This window comes from Clostridium massiliamazoniense, from assembly GCF_001403635.1.
Lineage (GTDB): Bacteria > Bacillota > Clostridia > Clostridiales > Clostridiaceae > Sarcina > Sarcina massiliamazoniense.
In genome coordinates this window covers 76,531-93,555 of sequence record NZ_LN879466.1, presented here as the reverse complement: position 1 = coordinate 93,555, position 17,025 = coordinate 76,531, and the positions used below count along the sequence as shown (strand labels likewise).

General features: G+C 26.0%; 17 protein-coding genes. 7 read left to right on the top strand and 10 right to left on the bottom strand.

Going from position 1 to position 17,025, the window contains the following annotated elements; genetic code table 11:
* Nucleotides 1-52: 52 nt before the first annotated feature.
* Nucleotides 53-976 (top strand): ATP-binding cassette domain-containing protein, encoded by a 924-nt coding sequence (locus ARA19_RS01475; RefSeq protein ID WP_055069185.1) that lies wholly within the window; start codon nucleotides 53-55, stop codon nucleotides 974-976.
* Nucleotides 969-1,652 (top strand): ABC transporter permease, encoded by a 684-nt coding sequence (locus ARA19_RS01470; RefSeq protein ID WP_055069184.1) that lies wholly within the window; start codon nucleotides 969-971, stop codon nucleotides 1,650-1,652. Before ARA19_RS01475 ends, ARA19_RS01470 begins: the two co-directional genes overlap by 8 nt.
* 197 nt (nucleotides 1,653-1,849) lie before the next feature.
* Here the strand turns inward: ARA19_RS01470 and ARA19_RS01465 are convergent, their stop codons facing one another.
* The 4 genes from ARA19_RS01465 to ARA19_RS01450 all read right to left on the bottom strand — a co-directional run bounded on the left by ARA19_RS01465 (nucleotide 1,850) and on the right by ARA19_RS01450 (nucleotide 5,253).
* On the bottom strand, nucleotides 1,850-2,041 hold the full coding sequence (locus ARA19_RS01465) for a hypothetical protein (protein WP_055069183.1): 192 nt from the start codon (nucleotides 2,039-2,041) through the stop codon (nucleotides 1,850-1,852).
* 612 nt (nucleotides 2,042-2,653) lie between these two features.
* Nucleotides 2,654-2,851 (bottom strand): hypothetical protein, encoded by a 198-nt coding sequence (locus tag ARA19_RS01460; RefSeq protein WP_055069182.1) that lies wholly within the window; start codon nucleotides 2,849-2,851, stop codon nucleotides 2,654-2,656.
* Nucleotides 2,852-3,545: 694 nt separating this feature from the next.
* Nucleotides 3,546-3,722: a hypothetical protein gene (locus ARA19_RS17360; RefSeq protein ID WP_157452209.1), complete on the bottom strand. Its 177-nt coding sequence runs from the start codon at nucleotides 3,720-3,722 to the stop codon at nucleotides 3,546-3,548.
* A gap of 922 nt (nucleotides 3,723-4,644) precedes the next feature.
* Nucleotides 4,645-5,253 (bottom strand): SUKH-3 domain-containing protein, encoded by a 609-nt coding sequence (locus ARA19_RS01450; protein ID WP_055069180.1) that lies wholly within the window; start codon nucleotides 5,251-5,253, stop codon nucleotides 4,645-4,647.
* A gap of 1,362 nt (nucleotides 5,254-6,615) precedes the next feature.
* On the opposite strand from ARA19_RS01450, the gene ARA19_RS01445 reads away from it, so the two are divergent.
* The 4 genes from ARA19_RS01445 to ureC all read left to right on the top strand — a co-directional run bounded on the left by ARA19_RS01445 (nucleotide 6,616) and on the right by ureC (nucleotide 10,811).
* A complete protein-coding gene (locus ARA19_RS01445) occupies nucleotides 6,616-7,806 on the top strand; it encodes a multidrug efflux MFS transporter (protein ID WP_055069179.1) in 1,191 nt (396 codons plus the stop codon).
* A gap of 635 nt (nucleotides 7,807-8,441) precedes the next feature.
* On the top strand, nucleotides 8,442-8,744 hold the full coding sequence (locus tag ARA19_RS01440; RefSeq protein WP_055069178.1) for an urease subunit gamma: 303 nt from the start codon (nucleotides 8,442-8,444) through the stop codon (nucleotides 8,742-8,744).
* Between the two features lie 17 nt (nucleotides 8,745-8,761).
* Entirely contained in the window at nucleotides 8,762-9,067 is a 306-nt protein-coding gene (gene ureB / locus ARA19_RS01435) for an urease subunit beta (RefSeq protein ID WP_055069177.1), read from the top strand.
* Nucleotides 9,068-9,095: 28 nt separating this feature from the next.
* Entirely contained in the window at nucleotides 9,096-10,811 is a 1,716-nt protein-coding gene (ureC, locus tag ARA19_RS01430; protein ID WP_055069176.1) for an urease subunit alpha, read from the top strand.
* 269 nt (nucleotides 10,812-11,080) lie between these two features.
* Here the strand turns inward: ureC and ARA19_RS01425 are convergent, their stop codons facing one another.
* The gene (locus ARA19_RS01425; RefSeq protein WP_055069175.1) at nucleotides 11,081-11,644 is read right to left on the bottom strand and encodes a hypothetical protein; all 564 of its coding nucleotides are present in this window, start codon (nucleotides 11,642-11,644) and stop codon (nucleotides 11,081-11,083) included.
* A gap of 169 nt (nucleotides 11,645-11,813) precedes the next feature.
* Between ARA19_RS01425 and ARA19_RS01420 the strand changes: the two genes are divergently transcribed.
* The gene (locus ARA19_RS01420) at nucleotides 11,814-12,056 is read left to right on the top strand and encodes a hypothetical protein (RefSeq protein ID WP_055069174.1); all 243 of its coding nucleotides are present in this window, start codon (nucleotides 11,814-11,816) and stop codon (nucleotides 12,054-12,056) included.
* 90 nt (nucleotides 12,057-12,146) lie between these two features.
* On the opposite strand, the gene ARA19_RS01415 is transcribed toward ARA19_RS01420, so the two are convergent.
* The 5 genes from ARA19_RS01415 to ARA19_RS01400 all read right to left on the bottom strand — a co-directional run bounded on the left by ARA19_RS01415 (nucleotide 12,147) and on the right by ARA19_RS01400 (nucleotide 16,983).
* Nucleotides 12,147-12,623 (bottom strand): MarR family winged helix-turn-helix transcriptional regulator, encoded by a 477-nt coding sequence (locus ARA19_RS01415; protein ID WP_055069173.1) that lies wholly within the window; start codon nucleotides 12,621-12,623, stop codon nucleotides 12,147-12,149.
* An 86-nt stretch (nucleotides 12,624-12,709) separates the two neighbouring features.
* The gene (locus ARA19_RS01410) at nucleotides 12,710-14,071 is read right to left on the bottom strand and encodes an MATE family efflux transporter (protein ID WP_055069172.1); all 1,362 of its coding nucleotides are present in this window, start codon (nucleotides 14,069-14,071) and stop codon (nucleotides 12,710-12,712) included.
* Nucleotides 14,072-14,244: 173 nt separating this feature from the next.
* Entirely contained in the window at nucleotides 14,245-14,526 is a 282-nt protein-coding gene (locus ARA19_RS01405) for a class I SAM-dependent methyltransferase (protein WP_055069171.1), read from the bottom strand.
* A gap of 71 nt (nucleotides 14,527-14,597) precedes the next feature.
* On the bottom strand, nucleotides 14,598-14,753 hold the full coding sequence (locus tag ARA19_RS17730; RefSeq protein WP_197276544.1) for a glycine zipper domain-containing protein: 156 nt from the start codon (nucleotides 14,751-14,753) through the stop codon (nucleotides 14,598-14,600).
* Nucleotides 14,754-14,907: 154 nt separating this feature from the next.
* Nucleotides 14,908-16,983 (bottom strand): immunoglobulin-like domain-containing protein, encoded by a 2,076-nt coding sequence (locus ARA19_RS01400; RefSeq protein ID WP_055069170.1) that lies wholly within the window; start codon nucleotides 16,981-16,983, stop codon nucleotides 14,908-14,910.
* Between the last annotated feature and the right edge of the window lie 42 nt (nucleotides 16,984-17,025).

Genomic DNA, 17,025 nt, shown 5'->3' with positions numbered 1-17,025 from the left:
CTATTATCAACTATCATAGTAAAATATGTATATATAAAGGGAGTGATATAAATTGTCTGAAATTATTTGTCAAACTATTGATTTGAATAAAAAATATAAAAAAATTTCAATATTGAATAATATTAATATTAAAGTTAGACGTGGAGAAATCTATGGACTTATTGGTGAAAATGGAGCTGGAAAAACTACATTAATTAAAATATTGACAGGATTAATCTTTAAGACTGATGGAAAAATAATATTATTTAATAAAGAGGATGAAGCCAATATATCATTAGCTAGAAAAAAAATTGGTTCTATCATAGAGACTCCAGCTTTGCATCTTGAAATGACAGCTAAACAAAATCTTGAAATTCAGAGAATTCAAAAAGGAATTACAGATAAAAATTGTATCGATAAAGTTTTATCACTTGTAAATCTAGATAATATTGGTGATAAAAAAGCTAAAAATTTTTCATTAGGAATGAAACAACGTTTAGGGTTAGCAATTGCTTTACTTGGAGATCCTGAATTATTAATTTTAGATGAACCATTAAATGGTCTTGATCCAACTGGAATTAAAGAACTTAGAGAACTTTTAATTAAATTAAATAAAGAGAATGGTATTACAATAATTATTTCAAGTCATATCCTTAGTGAACTTCACAAACTTGCCACCTGTTATGGAATAATAAGTAATGGTACACTTGTTGAACAATTAACCGCTTCAGAATTAGATCAAAAATGTAAAAAGCATTTATTTATAAAAGTTGATGATATAAATAAAGCCTCAAATATACTAGAAAATTCATTAAACATTAAAAATTTTATTGTTTCTCAAAATAATTCCTTAAAAATATATGAGCATATAGAAAAAGGTGATGAAATAAATAAATGTTTAGCTATTAACAATATATATGCGAAAGAAATAACGATAAAAGGTGATAGCTTAGAGTCTTATTTTTTTAAAAGTATTGGGGGTATAACAAGTGTATAATCTTTTAAAATCTGAGTTATATAGGCTTAAATATAGTAAAGAGTTAAAATCAACCTTACTCTTAATTGGTATATTAGGTACTATTACTATATATTTTCATGGTAATCCCACAGGACGTGAAAATCTTTTAGACGAATCTACAGCAATATTTTCATTAATTGCTTGTGCTATTTTTGCTGGAATGTTTATTGGTAACGAATTTTCTAAGAGGACTATATTTCATTTAATAGTGTCAGGACATAATAGATTCTCTGTTTTAAGTAGTAAATTTTTATCATATCTAATAGGATGTGTTATTATAATAATTTCAAACCTTGTTATTAATGGTGGTATTTATACAATATTTTATAGTTGGGGGGTTCCCTTTAATAAATCTGAACTCATTTTTACCATAACATATATATTATTTAACATATTATTTTCATTATGTATCGCTAGTATAGTTTTTATTATACCTCTTATTATAAGAGATGGAACTATGTCAACAGTAGTTTCAGCTTTTATAATGGGTCTTTTCCTTACCTTATCACAAGTATTTTGGTTAAATACCGCATTGAATATAGCTAATGGAATTAAAGAAATAAGAACTATACCTACTGTAATAATTATAATTACAATACCTATTTTAATTATTTTAATAGGTAACTTATTATTTAAAACCCAAGATATAAAATAAAAATTAGTATAAAATAGCTATTCAAGAAATGTTATATCGCATACTCTTCTTTGAATAGCTTAATTCTTATAATATCTTTTCTTTTTTATTACCATTTAAAGCTTTATATTCTATATTCTCAAAGTCCTAATTTAATAAATATTTATTGATTTACCAGATTAAACTCTTTCCATATTGATACTGTTTTTTTATTTTGTTTAATTAAATTCTTTATTTAATAATTTAATTATAAATTTTTCACGTAAATCAAACTTCTCTGCAATATCATTATTTGAAAGTCCTTCTTCTTGTAATTTTAAAATCTCATTTTTTAATAATTTTCCATGATAATATTCCTCAAAATTTTCTCTATGAACTTCTTTTAAAATTTCTTTTGACTCTTCATTCATTTTATTTTCTCCTTTAATAATTTATCTATTTTAATAATCTACCATTTTTTATGAAAATTCAAATATAATCTTACAATTTTCGTAAGATGATGCATATTTTAATCCCTTAAAATCAATTGTTTTTAAAACTATATTTTCTATTTTGCTCTATTTATTATAATGTTTCTAATTGCTTAGACTTTATCAGACCCATACAATTTTATCATTACATTTATAATTGTTGCTGTATTTATCATTTCTCCTTTTTATATACATCTTCTCTTGAATAATCTTTTCTAACTTAATACTACTCGTGTTATTTAATAAATTAATTTTATCTAATAATTTATTTAAATAAATCTTTTTGATATACTATTGATTAAATTTAATGAATTTTTTGTACCCACAATATTAAAAATATAAAAAGCTTTGTAAAAATTTTTCATACAATTTCACTAACATTTTAATCTAAATTTAACTTCTTTTTTTCTTTGCTTGCTATACTTAATTAAAAGTAAAATTCTAAAAGGTTAGAAAATTTTCCATGTCATTTTCCTTAAAGCCCTAATTTATTTTAGGGCTTTTTATAATTACCTTGCATTTTTAGTTGCTCTCTCATACTAATTACTTTTACTAAACTTTATTAGAAGCTCCTTCTTGTTGCAATTTTATTATTCTTTGTCTTAACTTATCATTATAAGCTTTCCAAAAGATATCTTTTAACCTTATTCTTTCCCATAATATATATCTTCTTCTACATTCCTCTTTACATAATGTCTCTAAAATATACTCCCAAGTTTCATATGTATCCTCACCTAAATATAATTCCACTGTTACAAATTTCTCCTTATTCTGATATGTATAAACTCAATATAACTCCACGTACATTACCAATAAGAAATATTTCTTCTCCTCTGAATTCACTTATATCTTTTGAAAGACATTTATTATGCCCTCTTATAAATATCCCTTTTAAATAAATTTTTGCTGTATCAAAATAAATTTTAGTATTTTCTAAAAAAAGTATGGATACATTTTTCTTATACCCACAATATTAAAAAATATAAAAAGTTTTATAAATTTTTTCATGCAAATTCACTAACATTTTAATCTAAATTCAACTTCTTTTTTTCTTTACTTGCTATACTTATTAAAGTAAAATTTCTAAAAGGTTAGAAAATTTTTCATATCGTTTTCCTTAAAGCTCTAATTTATTTTAGGGCTTTTTATAATTATCTTCATTAATTTTATTTTTAGATGTTAGTATTTTCATCTAAGTTTAATTTATAAAAATAACATTTTTTGAAGGTATTATACTACCCCCTTTTTTTCATATTTGTTATATATCTTTCTAAGGTCTTTAATTTTAATATAATTTTTTCTATTACTCCAATTTAAAAATTCTTCTCTTAACTTTTGATACTTCATTCTATACTTTATATAATATAGCTTTAATTACTAAGCAACGCTTTAACACTTTATACAACTCTATCTCCTTATAATTTTCTCTCTAATAAAAAAAGTATCATTGATATTGATACTGTTTTTTTAATCCAAATTCACCCCATAATTTACGTCTTTGCTTTCGTTCAGTTGAAGATATAGTATCTAAAATATAATCCCATGCTTCATAAATATCATTCCCTAAAAGCCCTTGATCATCATACACTTTTCCTAATTTTGATATGTATAAATTAAGCATATGTCCTTATGTAATTCCTACACATATAGCTGCTTCACCTACAGTTTCACTAATAACTTCTGAATAAAAAATTGGTTCATTGTTAAATATTTGTTAATTTGCTAGATTTAATTCCTTCTAGTATGTTATTCTTAAGAAAAACACATTAAGGGGATTTTTTATGGAATTAACAAATGAAAAATATATAAAACTATCTAAGTTTTTTTTATGGACAGAAGTTATTCTAAACTTTTTTTATTTATTTGCAGGAATAGTAAGCATTTCAATATTTTCATATCCTTCTATTGTTCTTAGAGGCGGAATACCTTTATTAATTTTTAACATTGTAAATATAAGCATTAAATTAATATGCCTAAAATTTAAATTATCTTCTAAAAAGCGTGTATTATTATATACTTTTCTTTTACTTTATTCTGTTTTTTTAGTAGTTATAAGTATGTTTTCTACTCAAAATATTTTTCTTAGAGTGCTCTTTTTTGTAATTATACTTTACTTAAATGCAAAATATAATTATTTTATTAAATTTATACCTAAAAAAAATAACTAATCACCAGCTTAGCTGGTGTTTTTTAGTTCTCTATAAAAATATAACATCCTGACTATACCTTAAGCTATCCAAATATCCATCAACTACATTTTTTCTGTTACTTACTTATTCTTTAAAAGGATTTATATATTCTTTTATGCTAATTTAATATTATATCTTCTCTATTTTAATAAAAGAAGTTTTTTCATATTTACCATTAAAGCTAATCTAAACATCCTTGCATAACAGATAATATTCTTTAATTACAAAAAAGATGAATTTTATATTTCTTTAATTGTAGCACTTCTTATTATTTCACCATATATGTTGATATAAAAATATCGGTGAAATTTAAGTCACCGATATTTTATAAATTAATTTTTTGTTAGATTCTTTTTATTTATTTTTAGTTGCTAATTTAACTACAAATTCTTCTCTCATATTAATCGCTTTTGCTATATCTTTATTAGAAAGTCCTTCTTGTTGTAAATTTATTATTCGTTCCCTTAATTTATCACCATAATATACTTCATTATAAGCTTCCCAAAAGGCATCTTTTAACCCTATTTCCTCCCATAACAAATATCTTTTTCTATCTTCATCTGTAGATAATGTCTCTAAAATACAATCCCAAGCTTCATATATATTTTCACCTAAATATGCTTGATCATCATAAATTTTCCCTGATTCTGATATATATAAATCAAACATAAATCCATATATATTGCCAATAAGAAGTACCTTTTCTCCTATTACCTTTCTTATAACCTTTGAAAGACATCCATTGTATTGTCTTCCTGCAAATACCTCTTTTAAATTAAATATATGATAATCATATCCATCTTTCTTGACAATAATATCTCCAAATTCTTTAAAAAATTCCCTTGCTTTAGGAAAAACCTCATATCCTCCTTCTTCACAAAACTTTACAATGTCATCTATATCTATATTTCTTCCTTCATACCATCCAGCTTCTTTTAAAATTTCTTTTGACTTTTCATTCATTTTATTATCCCCTTTGTTAATTTATCTATTTTAATAATCTACCATTTTTTATGAAAATTCAAATATAATCTTACAATTTTCGTAAGATGATTCATATTTAAATCCCTTAAAATCAATTGTTTTTAAAACTATATTTTCTATTTTTGCTCTATTTATTATAATGTTTCTAATTGCTTAGACTTTGTCAGATTCATATAATTTTTAATTTTATCATTACATTTCTAATTGTTTGTTATATTTATTATTTTTCCTTTTTGATTATATACATCTTTTCTTGAATAATTTTTTCTAACTTAATACTACTCGTGTTATTTATCAAATTAATTTTGGCTAATATGCTTTTTTTAAATTAATTCAGTTTCATCTATTAATATTTACATATCTTCAATATATTACTATTAAAAATTCTTTTCACTCAAAATAAATACGTTGTATTTTAAGTTATTTGTGCCATTATTGTACAAATTTGCTAATTTATTTAGGGGATAAATTTGGAACCAAGTATTTATAAACAAAAGAAATTCTCAACATATTTTGCATGTTACTTATTGATGCTCCCTTAAAAATTTTTCCTTTTAGATTTGATTTATGCTGTATTCTTTTGATATTATTCAATGTAATAAATATTATTTTAAAAATTCTTTCCCTTGCTAAATACCAATATTTCCAAGACCCTAAAAAAAGAATTTTATTAAATAAAATTTTACCCTTTTATATGATTGGAACTCTAGTTCTAATCATATGGATTTTTTTTACTATATTTATTGTTGTTCTAATTCCATTATTAATGATAATAATAAATTCTAAATTTAATTACTTTCTAAAACAAGAAAAAGGAACTGTATCAAAATAAATTTTGGTACTTTCAGAATAAAATCACTCCCTTTCAAAAAAGACTAATAGAATATCGTTCAATAATATAAATAAAATTCTACTAGTCTTTAGTAACTTTTTATGTTAATTTTTTTCTCTCTCCTCAATTTTCTTTATTAAAACAAAAATTATCTATTGTTTTATCCTACTATTTTAAAAATCTTTTATAATAATATGTGTACTTTTTTATCTCAAAGGGGGGATTTCTATTGAATACAAATTTTACAATGACTAAAAAAAATCAAAATTCTTAAATTCAGTGTCATTACTATAATGTTTTGACACTAAATAAATATGATATTCTTTATTATTTTTAATTTTAATATATAATTTTTCATTTTTTATCCTTATTTATTATTAAATTTATTTTTTTAATTTCATTTATATATTTTATATTTAGCTTCATTATTTGACGTATTTATGGGAATTAATATATTATACTATCTATAATTAAAGGAATAAAAAATTAAATGTAAGGAGATGATTTAAATGCCTATTTGGAAAAGAAATTTGTATGTATGTTGGTTCGGAGCATTTATAACTGCTATTGGTATTAGTCAAATAGCCCCCTTCTTACCTATGTATATAAAACAATTAGGTATACATAATCAAGGAACTGTTGAAGTGTATTCTGGAATATGTTTTGGAATTACTTATTTAGTTTCGGCTATATTCTCTCCACTTTGGGCCAAAGTTTCAGATAAGTATGGAAGAAAACCAATACTTCTAAGAGCTTGTCTAGGTATGGGAATAGTAATTTTTTTAACAGGGTTTTGTACAAACGTATATGAACTTCTTGCTCTTAGAATAATTCAAGGTGCTGTTACTGGATATACATCAACTTGTATAACATTAGTTGCAACTCAATCTGATAAAAAACATGTTGGTTGGGCCTTAGGGGTTTTATCAACTGCAACTGTTTCTGGTTCTTTAATTGGACCATCCTTAGGTGGATTTTTAGCTACTACCTTTGGATTAAGAGCTGTATTTTTCATTATAGGTTCACTATTATTTATAGTATTCATAGGTACTCTTTTCTTTGTAAAAGAAAAGTTTGAAGTCATAACAACTACCAATCTTAGCACTAAAGAGTTTTGGAAGCTTATTCCTAACCCTACTATAATAATAGCCCTATTCACAACAGGATTTTTACTTAGATTATCATTATTTTCAATTGAACCAATGATGACAGAATATATTGTTAGCATAGCTGGACATATTAACAATATTGCATTAATATCTGGTATAACATTCTCTATAACAGGTCTTGGAAGTATGATAGCCTCCCCTGTTCTTGGAAAATGGTCAGATAAAATAGGAACAAAAAAAATTATACTTATTTCAGTTTTAACTTCAGCTATACTTTATATTCCACAAGCCTTTGTTACTAACATATATGAATTAGCAATATTAAGATTTATCTTAGGCTTCACTACAGCTGGAATAATCCCTGGAATAAACTCAATGATAAAAAAAGCGACTACTCTAGACTTAACTGCTAGGACTCTAGGCTTTAACATGACTTTTCAATATATTGGAATGTTTTTAGGTTCAGTTATAGGTGGACAAATTGGTGACTTTATAGGAATAAGATATATTTTCTTTATAACTAGTACTTTACTATTCATCAATGCAATTATAATTTATTCTAGAATTTATAAAAATCCTATAGAACTTTAAAAAATTAGAGTATATATAAAAAGGAACTTTTCCTCTTTATATATACTCTTTTTATTTTAAGTACAATATGCTAAGTAAAATTTACTCATACATTACTTATTTTTAAACTAAAATCACTATAAACTAATTATTTCTCATATTCATACAAGTTTTAATTTATAAAAATTATAACGATTAATATAATTAATTATTATTTATTTTCTGTATTATATCAAAATTCGATATAAAATTTCGATATTATAGTAAGTTTATTAAAAAATCAATTCTTTAAATTTATTAACATCTATAAATATAAATAGTAATCTAATCTTTTCAACAACATTTAATTTTGTTTCTTCTTAAAATACAAATTTTCTACTTATTTTTTTATAATATTGTCATTGAAACTATGTTTTCTTAATGATAATACTTCCTTTTTAACCATTTTAGTATTTCATTAGTTAAAATTTAATCAATCTGTTATTCTTTACTCTATTCTATTTACCAATAATGAATAAAATAATATTTTTTTATAATGTTATCGGTTTCTCTATATATTTTACATCTATTTTTAAATAATTTATCATAAGTCCATGCTTTCCTTTCCATATGTGAAAGCTAATTTTATAATTCAATAATCAAAAGGAGGAATTGTCATGAACTTAACAATGAGAGAAAGAGAAAAACTACTTGTCTCTGTTGCTGCTGATGTAGCTAGAAAAAGAAAAGATAGAGGTTTAAAACTTAATGCTCCTGAAGCTGTAGCCATAATCTCAGAAGAGTTGCTTGAAAGAGCTAGAGATGGTAAAACTGTAGAATACTTAATGACCTATGGTCAAACTATATTAAGTAAAAATGATGTAATGGATGGTGTTGCTGATATGATTCCTAATATTCAAATAGAAGCAACTTTCCCAGATGGAACTAAACTTATATCAGTTCATAATCCAATACAATAATTAAGGAGGACGTAATCATGAGACCAGGAGAATACATTCTAAAATCAGATGAAATACTTTGTAATGCTGGAAAAGAATCAGTAAAAATAAAAGTAAAAAATACTGGAGACAGACCTATTCAAGTAGGCTCACACTACCACTTCTATGAAACAAATTCTATTTTAGAATTTGATAGACAAAAAGCCTATGGAAAAAGATTAGATATTCCAGGTGGAACATCTGTTAGATTTGAAGCTAATCAAGAGAAAACTATTGAATTAATTGATATTGGTGGTCAAAGAAAAGTTTATGGACTTAAAAATTCCATTGATGGAAATCTTTAATGAAAAATTAATTATGGAGGTGTAACTTATGAGTTTCAAAATGAATAGAAAAGATTATTCAAAATTATTCGGACCAACAACAGGAGATAGTATTAGACTTGCAGATACTGAACTATTTGCTCAAATAGAAAACGATTTTACTCAATATGGAGATGAATGTATCTTTGGTGGTGGAAAATCTCTAAGAGATGGAATGGGGCAAAATTCTACTGAAACAAGAGATAATCTAGCTGTAGTAGACCTAATTATAACTGGAGTTATTGTTATAGACTATACTGGTATATATAAAGCAGATATAGGAATAAAAAATGGTAAAATTGCTGCAATAGGAAAAGGAGGTAACCCTCATGGAATGGATAAAGTAGATTTCATAGTTGGTGTTAGTACTGAAGCAATTTCTGGTGAAGGTCTTATTCTTACAGCTGGTGGTGTAGATACACACGTTCACTTTATAAGTCCTGAAATAGTAGAAACTGCTCTTGGTGGAGGTACTACTACTCTAATTGGTGGTGGAACAGGTCCTGCTAATGGTTCAAATGCTGTTAACTGTACTCCTGGTAAATGGAATATCCAGCGTATGTTAAAAGCAGTTGAAGGTATGCCTATAAATATTGGGTTCCAAGGTAAGGGAAGCGGTTCTAACCCTAGAGTTAATGCTGAACAAATAGAAGCTGGTGCTTTAGGTCTTAAAGTTCATGAGGACTGGGGTAGCACAAAGTCAGCTATAAATTATGCCTTAGAAGCTGGTGATCAATATGATGTTCAAGTAACAATACATACTGATACATTAAATGAATGTGGATTCGTTGAAAATACTTTAGAAACAATAAATGGCAGAACAATTCACGCTTATCACATTGAAGGTGCCGGTGGAGGGCATGCTCCAGATGTAATGACAATGGTATCTAACAAAAACATATTACCATCATCAACAACTCCAACAAATCCTTATACTTTAAATACTGTTCCAGAACACTTAGATATGTTAATGGTTTGTCACCACTTAGATCCAAAAGTTGAGGAAGATGTAGCTTTTGCTGAATCAAGAATAAGAAAAGAAACTATTGCTGCTGAAGATATTTTACATGACTTAGGTGCTATAAGTATGATGAGTTCTGATGCTCAAGCTATGGGAAGAATCGGAGAAGTTACAACAAGAACTTGGCAAATTGCTAGTAAAATGAAAACTGAAAGAGGTCCATTAGCTGGAGATTCTGAATACAGTGATAACAACAGAATCAAAAGATACATTGCTAAATATACAATAAACCCTGCTATAACTCATGGTATTTCAGAATATGTTGGTTCTATTGAGGTAGGAAAATATGCTGATTTAGTTCTTTGGAAACCTGCTTATTTTGGTGTTAAACCTAAACTAGTTATTAAAAGTGGTCATATAGCATATTCAAAAATGGGAGATGCGAATGCTTCTATTCCAACAGCTGGTCCAATTATGCTAAGAAAAATGTGGGGTGCTTATGGAAATGCAGTTAATGAAAACTGTATAACTTTTGTATCACAAGCAGCTTATGAAAATGGAATAAAACAAGAATTAAACTTACAAAGAAATGTATTACCTGTTAAAGGAATAAGAAATTTAACTAAGGATGATATGAAATTAAATACTGCTACACCTAAAGTTACAATAGATCATAAAACTTATGTAGTAAAAGTAGATGGTGAAGTAGTAACAAGTAAGGCTGTTTCAGAATTACCTATGGCACAAAGATACTTCTTATATTAATTTATTTGTGATTTAAGACACAAAAAAACATTTATAATACTTCATGTTAATCATCTTGCGGAATAAAAAACTTTGAAATATATATAAATGTTTCTTTCAAGATTATAACATAATCTTAAAAGACCAACAATAATAACCCTTAATATTATATCTTTTTATATCTCAATAAGGCTGTACTATAGTTTCTCTTTTCTATAGTACAGCTTTTTATTCTAAACACTTATATTGATTTATAAAAATAAATTAATCTTATTATAAATTCACTAAATTTAGTGAATTATACTTTTCCCTATAGAAAATAGTTTCAAATTCTCCTCTGGTTCATTTTCAAATAATTTTTGAAATGCTAAAAGAACATAATCATTTTTATCTTCTTCTTGCTTAGGGAACATACATTGATTTTGTTTATAGGCTTTATCTGAAATTATATTACTAAGTTCTGTGCCTATTTTAAACTCTCTTAAGCCTAATATATTATCCTCTTCATCAACTAGAGCAAATATAGTTTTTATCCCTCCCTCACCTTTAAATGATGTAGGCATTATTTCTTCTATATCTTCCACTCTAAAATCAATCATAACTTCACTATTGTCTATGAATCCGTCAACTAATACAGAAAAAGCATATAACTTTCCTATTTTATATTCATATGTATTAATTTCTAATAAATCTATTTCTATTCTATTTTTATTAAAGTTTTCTATATCTTCTTTTTCTAAATCTTCCATCTTTAATATAAATATTATTCTATCTGAAAATACTCCACTCATTCCTTCTGGAACTGCCCCTAAAAAATCATCAGGTAATTTATTTCCCACTTTAAAGTCTATCATCTGTAACACTCCTATTCTTCAACAGTTTAATTTATTATAGCATTTTTAACTTATTTATATTACAAGTAACTGCTTAATAATATTTTTATTATGTAAAATATTTAATTGTTAAAATTTTACATAAAAATTATAATGAAGTTACATTAGCTATTTTAAGGGGAATTTTTCTATGAATAGATTAAAAATTAATGGAATAATTTTAGCTTTACTAGCAACTTTATCTATAGGTACTTTCTTAGTAAGTTGTGGTAATGATGAAAAAGTTAATAATACTAAAGAACTTGTAAATAAAGCTAAAGAGGCCAATTACAAAAAAGAAGTTTCTCTTTCTGTTTTAAGTGATACTGATAAAAATACTGTTTTATTAACAGTTAAAAATGGTGAAGTAACACATGATATAACAAAAAAATAATAGAAAAAACCCTTAGATTAAAGAAAATTTTTAAGTATAACATAAAAACTCTATATAGAAATGTTTTTACACAATTCTATATAGAGTTTCTTAATCTTCTAAATTTTTTAGTATTATCTTAAGTAATTCAGGCAATTCAGCCTTTTGTTTCTCCGTCATACCTAAGGTTATTGTCTTTTCTATATCATTAACCATTTTATCAAATTCATCTATTAATTCTTTAGCCTTTGGTAAGGTGTAAATTAATTTTTTTCTCTCATCATTTGGATCTACCTTCCTTATAATAAATCCATTTTTCTCTAAAACCTTAAGCATATTAGTTATGGATGATCCTTTTCTCTGAACTTGTTTTTCTAAATCAACTTGAGATATCCCTTCATTTTCATGGATATTTATATAACCTAATATCCACGCTTGATAGTGAGTTAACTCATATTTATTGAGCTTTTCATCACCAAGTAACTTTAGTTTATGAGATATTGCCCTAAAAAAATATTGATATGTAAATTCATCATGATGCATATTATCACCTCTTATATATCCTTTATTTTTAAATTTATCCTTCATAAAATAATTTAAAGTAATACCCTTATTATACCACCACTATATTAAAAATAATTTTAGTAATTTTTCATTTTTAAAGCAATATATAATTAATTCATCTCACTAGCTAACTCATTCCTTTTATCAAAAACTCCTTTTTTAGACATAAGCATTAATATTAATGAAATAAGAAAGGTACCTATTTCACTTAATGGTAATGCCCAAACTAAGCCTTTAAATCCATATAAGTAACTTCCACCTAGTAAAAGTGGAATAAATAAAATTCCTTGAGTTATAGACATAATGAAAGATTCTGTTCCCTTTCCTGTACCTTGGAAAATTCCTGTTATTAATGTTGTTATTCCAGTTATAAATGTTGAAATTAAGGCAACCCTTATTATATATGAACCTAATCTAATAACATTTTCATTTATTGTGAAAGCCTTCATTATATCGCTACTAAATACAAAGATACTTCCTGAAATAACAATTGAAACAAGTATAATTATAGCTATTGTATATTGTACTGATTGCTTTAATCTCTCTTTATTTTTAGCTGCATAGTTAAATGCTATTAACGGAACTATTCCCTCTGCAAATCCCATAGAAATAAATTCTGGTAATTGAGTAACCCTAAACTGTACTGCAAAAGCTGCAAGTACATCACTACCATATAACTTAGCAACATTATTCATAATTAAGCCTGATACCATTAAAAACATACTAAATATAAATACAGGAATTCCTATTTTAAAAGTATTCATAAAAATCTCTTTATCAAACTTAAAATATTTAATATTAATAGTTAAATTACTCTTTTTCCCTAGCATGTAAGTTATAAAATAAATAACTGCTATCACATTAGCTATAATAGTTCCAAGTGCTGCACCAGTTACCCCTAAATTAAAATATAATATAAAAATAGGGTCTAATATTATATTTATAACACAACTTAACACGGTACCAATCATAGAAACTTTAGCTGCTCCCTCTGCTCTAACCAATTGTTCTAAAGAAAAATTAAGTATAACAATTGGTGCTCCTAAAATTAAAACTCGTGCATATTCCTTAGTATAAAGAAAATTCTCACTGCTAGTTCCTAAAATCCCTACTAAGTCATTTAAAAATAAATATCCTAAAATCATAGAAATAATACCAAAAATAATACTCATATAAAATGCAAATGATGATACATTTTTAATCATTTTATAATTTGATTCCCCTAGTAATCTAGAGATATAAGTTCCACAACCTACACCAAGTAAACTGCCTAAAGCCATTAATATTGTAAATATAGGCAATACTAATCCTGCAGCTGAAATCATATTGAAATTATTCAATCTTCCAATAAAGTATGCATCTATAATATTGTAAATAACACTTACAGACATTCCTATCATTAATGGAATTGATAGATTAGCTATCGCCTTAAGAATAGGTGCCTTTTCTAGATAATAATTTTCTTCATTCACTTATATTTACCTTCCTTATTTATAATTTTACTATATTACTTAGATATCTAACTATTATATATCTAAGTAATATAGTAGTGTATTATTTTATCTTTGTCAAACAAAAAAAATATAGAATTCCAGATAAAAATATATAGGAATTCTATAAACTTTCACTAAAACTCAGATAAATATCATTGTAAAGTCTCTTTAAAATAATATAAATTTAAAATAACCATATCTTCTGAAAGCTCTATGCCATAAAACTTTCCACTGGTAATTGAACTTAACTCATTTATAAGTTTGCCATTACCAAAACCTATATCTAAAACTTTATCATCTAGATTAACCCCTATGTTTTCTATTACACTCTCATATAGTTTTCTATTTATCTTATTCATCACAAATGTACTTATAATTCCACCCACCCCACTAGGTTTACTAAATTGATTAGATATATACTCATAGATTCTCACCTAAAATCCCTCCTTTAATTATTGCTCTAGGAATTCCTCAACTACATATAACTCTCTTTAAGTTCTGGATACTATTCCTTTTTTGACTTATTCAATCTATCAATAGTTAATCCAATTAATCCTCCTAGGATAATTCCTAATGCTAACTTATGAAAAATTATTCCAAAAGTCACTCCAAATAATAATCCTAATCTAAACCACTCACTACTTACTTTTTTATTTTTCATAGCCCCTCCAAAATACATATTCTACCATATATTATATAATAAAAAAAAGAGCTTAAATGCTCTTTTTTTATAATAGTTTTACAATAAATAACTTTTATTTTCCCTTGCTATAAAATATATGCTTACTAAAGTTATTAAGTATATATCTATTCAACTATTTTTTTCTTTTATTTATTATAAATAATCCACCTATAGCAGCTAAGCCTGTACCTATAACTCCTAATAAACCTTTATCACCTGTTTTAGGCAATTTTTCTTTCTTACTTTCTTGTTTTTCACCTTCAACATTTTCAGGTTTTGTTCCCTCTTCTTTTTTTCCTGATTCTGTATTTCCTTGATTACTTTGATTTTCTTGAGTTCCCTCTTCAACTTTATCTAAATTATTTGAATCTCCTGGTTTTTTATTTTCATCATTTCCTGGATTAGTTTGATTCCCCTCAACAGGTTTCTCTTGATTAGTTGTATCTCCTGAATTTCCTCCCTCTGGTTTTTCCTCTTCAGGTTTTCCTGATTCATTTGAATCTCCTGGTTTATTTTCAGGTTTTTCTGGTTTATTTGGATCTTCTGGCTTATCTGGTGTAGGATTTTCTGGCTTAATTACTTCTCCTGGATTTTCTGGTGTATCAATTTCTTTTTTCTCAACAGTTATTATTATTGTTTTTGTTGTAACTATCCCTTCTTTATCCGTAGCTTTTAATGATACTGTAAACTTACCATCCTTTATTACAATTCCATTTTTATCTACTGGAACTGTACTTTCCACAAGTTCAACCTTAATCTCTCCATCTTCTTTATCTGTAGCTTTTATCCCCTGTAGAGGATTAAACTTATCTCCAACTTTAACAGTTCTATCATTTGCTATTATTACTGGCGCACTATTTACTACTCCTAATTTAGGATTTACTGTTACTGTAGATTCTGCTCTTGTAGTCTTTCCTTTTGTATCAGTAACTTTATATTTAATTTTATAAATACCTGGTATATTTATATTTAAATTACTTTCTACTTCTACTTTTAAATTTTTATCTTCATCAGTTACTGTAATCCCCTTCATTGGATCAAAAACATCACCAACAGTTATAACATGATTCTTAACGCCATTTATAATTGGTGCTTTATTAGCTATTACTGTTAACTTTATTGCCTTTACTGCTTTATTTCCATAAATATCTGTCGCTGTATAAGTTAATGTATATATTGTATCTACATCTGGATCTAAGTTTATTGTCTTATCTGCTGTTAACTCTACTTTTACATCTCTTCCCTTAACATCTGTTGCTTTTATATCCTTTAATGGTTCAAATATATCCCCAGCATTTAATTTAATATCAATTAATTCTTTTCCATTGATAAGAATTGTTGGTGGTGTCTTTATTGTATTATCTAGCTCTACAGCCACTTGTATCTTAACTGCTTCTGATTTTTCTCCATAGCTATCTACTGCTACAGCTTCAAGTTCATAAATTCCAGGTAAATCTTCCTTAAATTCTGTTATTACAGCATCTCCCTTTGAAGGCTGTCTAACTTCTAATTTAGGGGTTTCTCCATCCTTATCGCTCATAGTAATACCTAAAGTTGCTTCTGTTAAAGCTAGTGTTTCACCCTCTATAATCTTTATAGCAGACTTAGTGCTTTCTATTTTTGGTCTCTCATTCATTGTTATTTCTTTTTCCTCATAAGAAACTCCTAAATTACTGTATTCTTTATTAGTATTACTTACATATTTAAAATCCTTCACATCAGCAGGAATAACCTTATATTTTGTTGCTCCACTTTTTTTAGCTTTTGTAGGCTTAATATCCATCTCAAATATATCAATCTTATTTCCTGTCTTTGGCAAAGAATCTGTAGCTGTTATTAAAACATCAATTTCTTTAGTTGCACTATTATAAGAGTAATCTGTCAAAACAGTATTAGTAGTGGCATATGCACTTTTTCTATTAGAAATAGTTTCATTAATTAAGTCTCTTATACTACTCTCATCTTCTTTTAACGTTACATTTCCTTCTAACTTTATGCTAAACTGAAGTGCCTTTGGAACTTCAGTTATATTATCTATTGAAACTTTTACTGTATCACTATCTACTTTTTTTACATCTAAAACTAATTTCGTATTATTCTTTTCATCACTATTACTTTTCTTAGAAGCCCCTGTATTGGCATAAGATATTATAGATGCTGATGTTACAATAAGACCTGCAGCAATTGCACCTTTAGTTGTGTTTTTCATTAATAATTCCCCTTTCTAAATAAACCATAGCTTAAAACATTC

Coding starts and splice junctions, on each gene's coding strand:
- ARA19_RS01440 (WP_055069178.1), top strand. CDS start 8,442: ATGAACTTAACAATGAGAGAAAGAGAAAAACTACTTGTCTCTGTTGCT.
- ARA19_RS01400 (WP_055069170.1), bottom strand. CDS start 16,983: ATGAAAAACACAACTAAAGGTGCAATTGCTGCAGGTCTTATTGTAACA.
- ureC (WP_055069176.1), top strand. CDS start 9,096: ATGAGTTTCAAAATGAATAGAAAAGATTATTCAAAATTATTCGGACCA.
- ureB (WP_055069177.1), top strand. CDS start 8,762: ATGAGACCAGGAGAATACATTCTAAAATCAGATGAAATACTTTGTAAT.
- ARA19_RS17360 (WP_157452209.1), bottom strand. CDS start 3,722: ATGCTTAATTTATACATATCAAAATTAGGAAAAGTGTATGATGATCAA.
- ARA19_RS01450 (WP_055069180.1), bottom strand. CDS start 5,253: ATGAATGAAAAGTCAAAAGAAATTTTAAAAGAAGCTGGATGGTATGAA.
- ARA19_RS01420 (WP_055069174.1), top strand. CDS start 11,814: ATGAATAGATTAAAAATTAATGGAATAATTTTAGCTTTACTAGCAACT.
- ARA19_RS01445 (WP_055069179.1), top strand. CDS start 6,616: ATGCCTATTTGGAAAAGAAATTTGTATGTATGTTGGTTCGGAGCATTT.
- ARA19_RS17730 (WP_197276544.1), bottom strand. CDS start 14,753: ATGAAAAATAAAAAAGTAAGTAGTGAGTGGTTTAGATTAGGATTATTA.
- ARA19_RS01465 (WP_055069183.1), bottom strand. CDS start 2,041: ATGAATGAAGAGTCAAAAGAAATTTTAAAAGAAGTTCATAGAGAAAAT.
- ARA19_RS01425 (WP_055069175.1), bottom strand. CDS start 11,644: ATGATAGACTTTAAAGTGGGAAATAAATTACCTGATGATTTTTTAGGG.
- ARA19_RS01415 (WP_055069173.1), bottom strand. CDS start 12,623: ATGAAGGATAAATTTAAAAATAAAGGATATATAAGAGGTGATAATATG.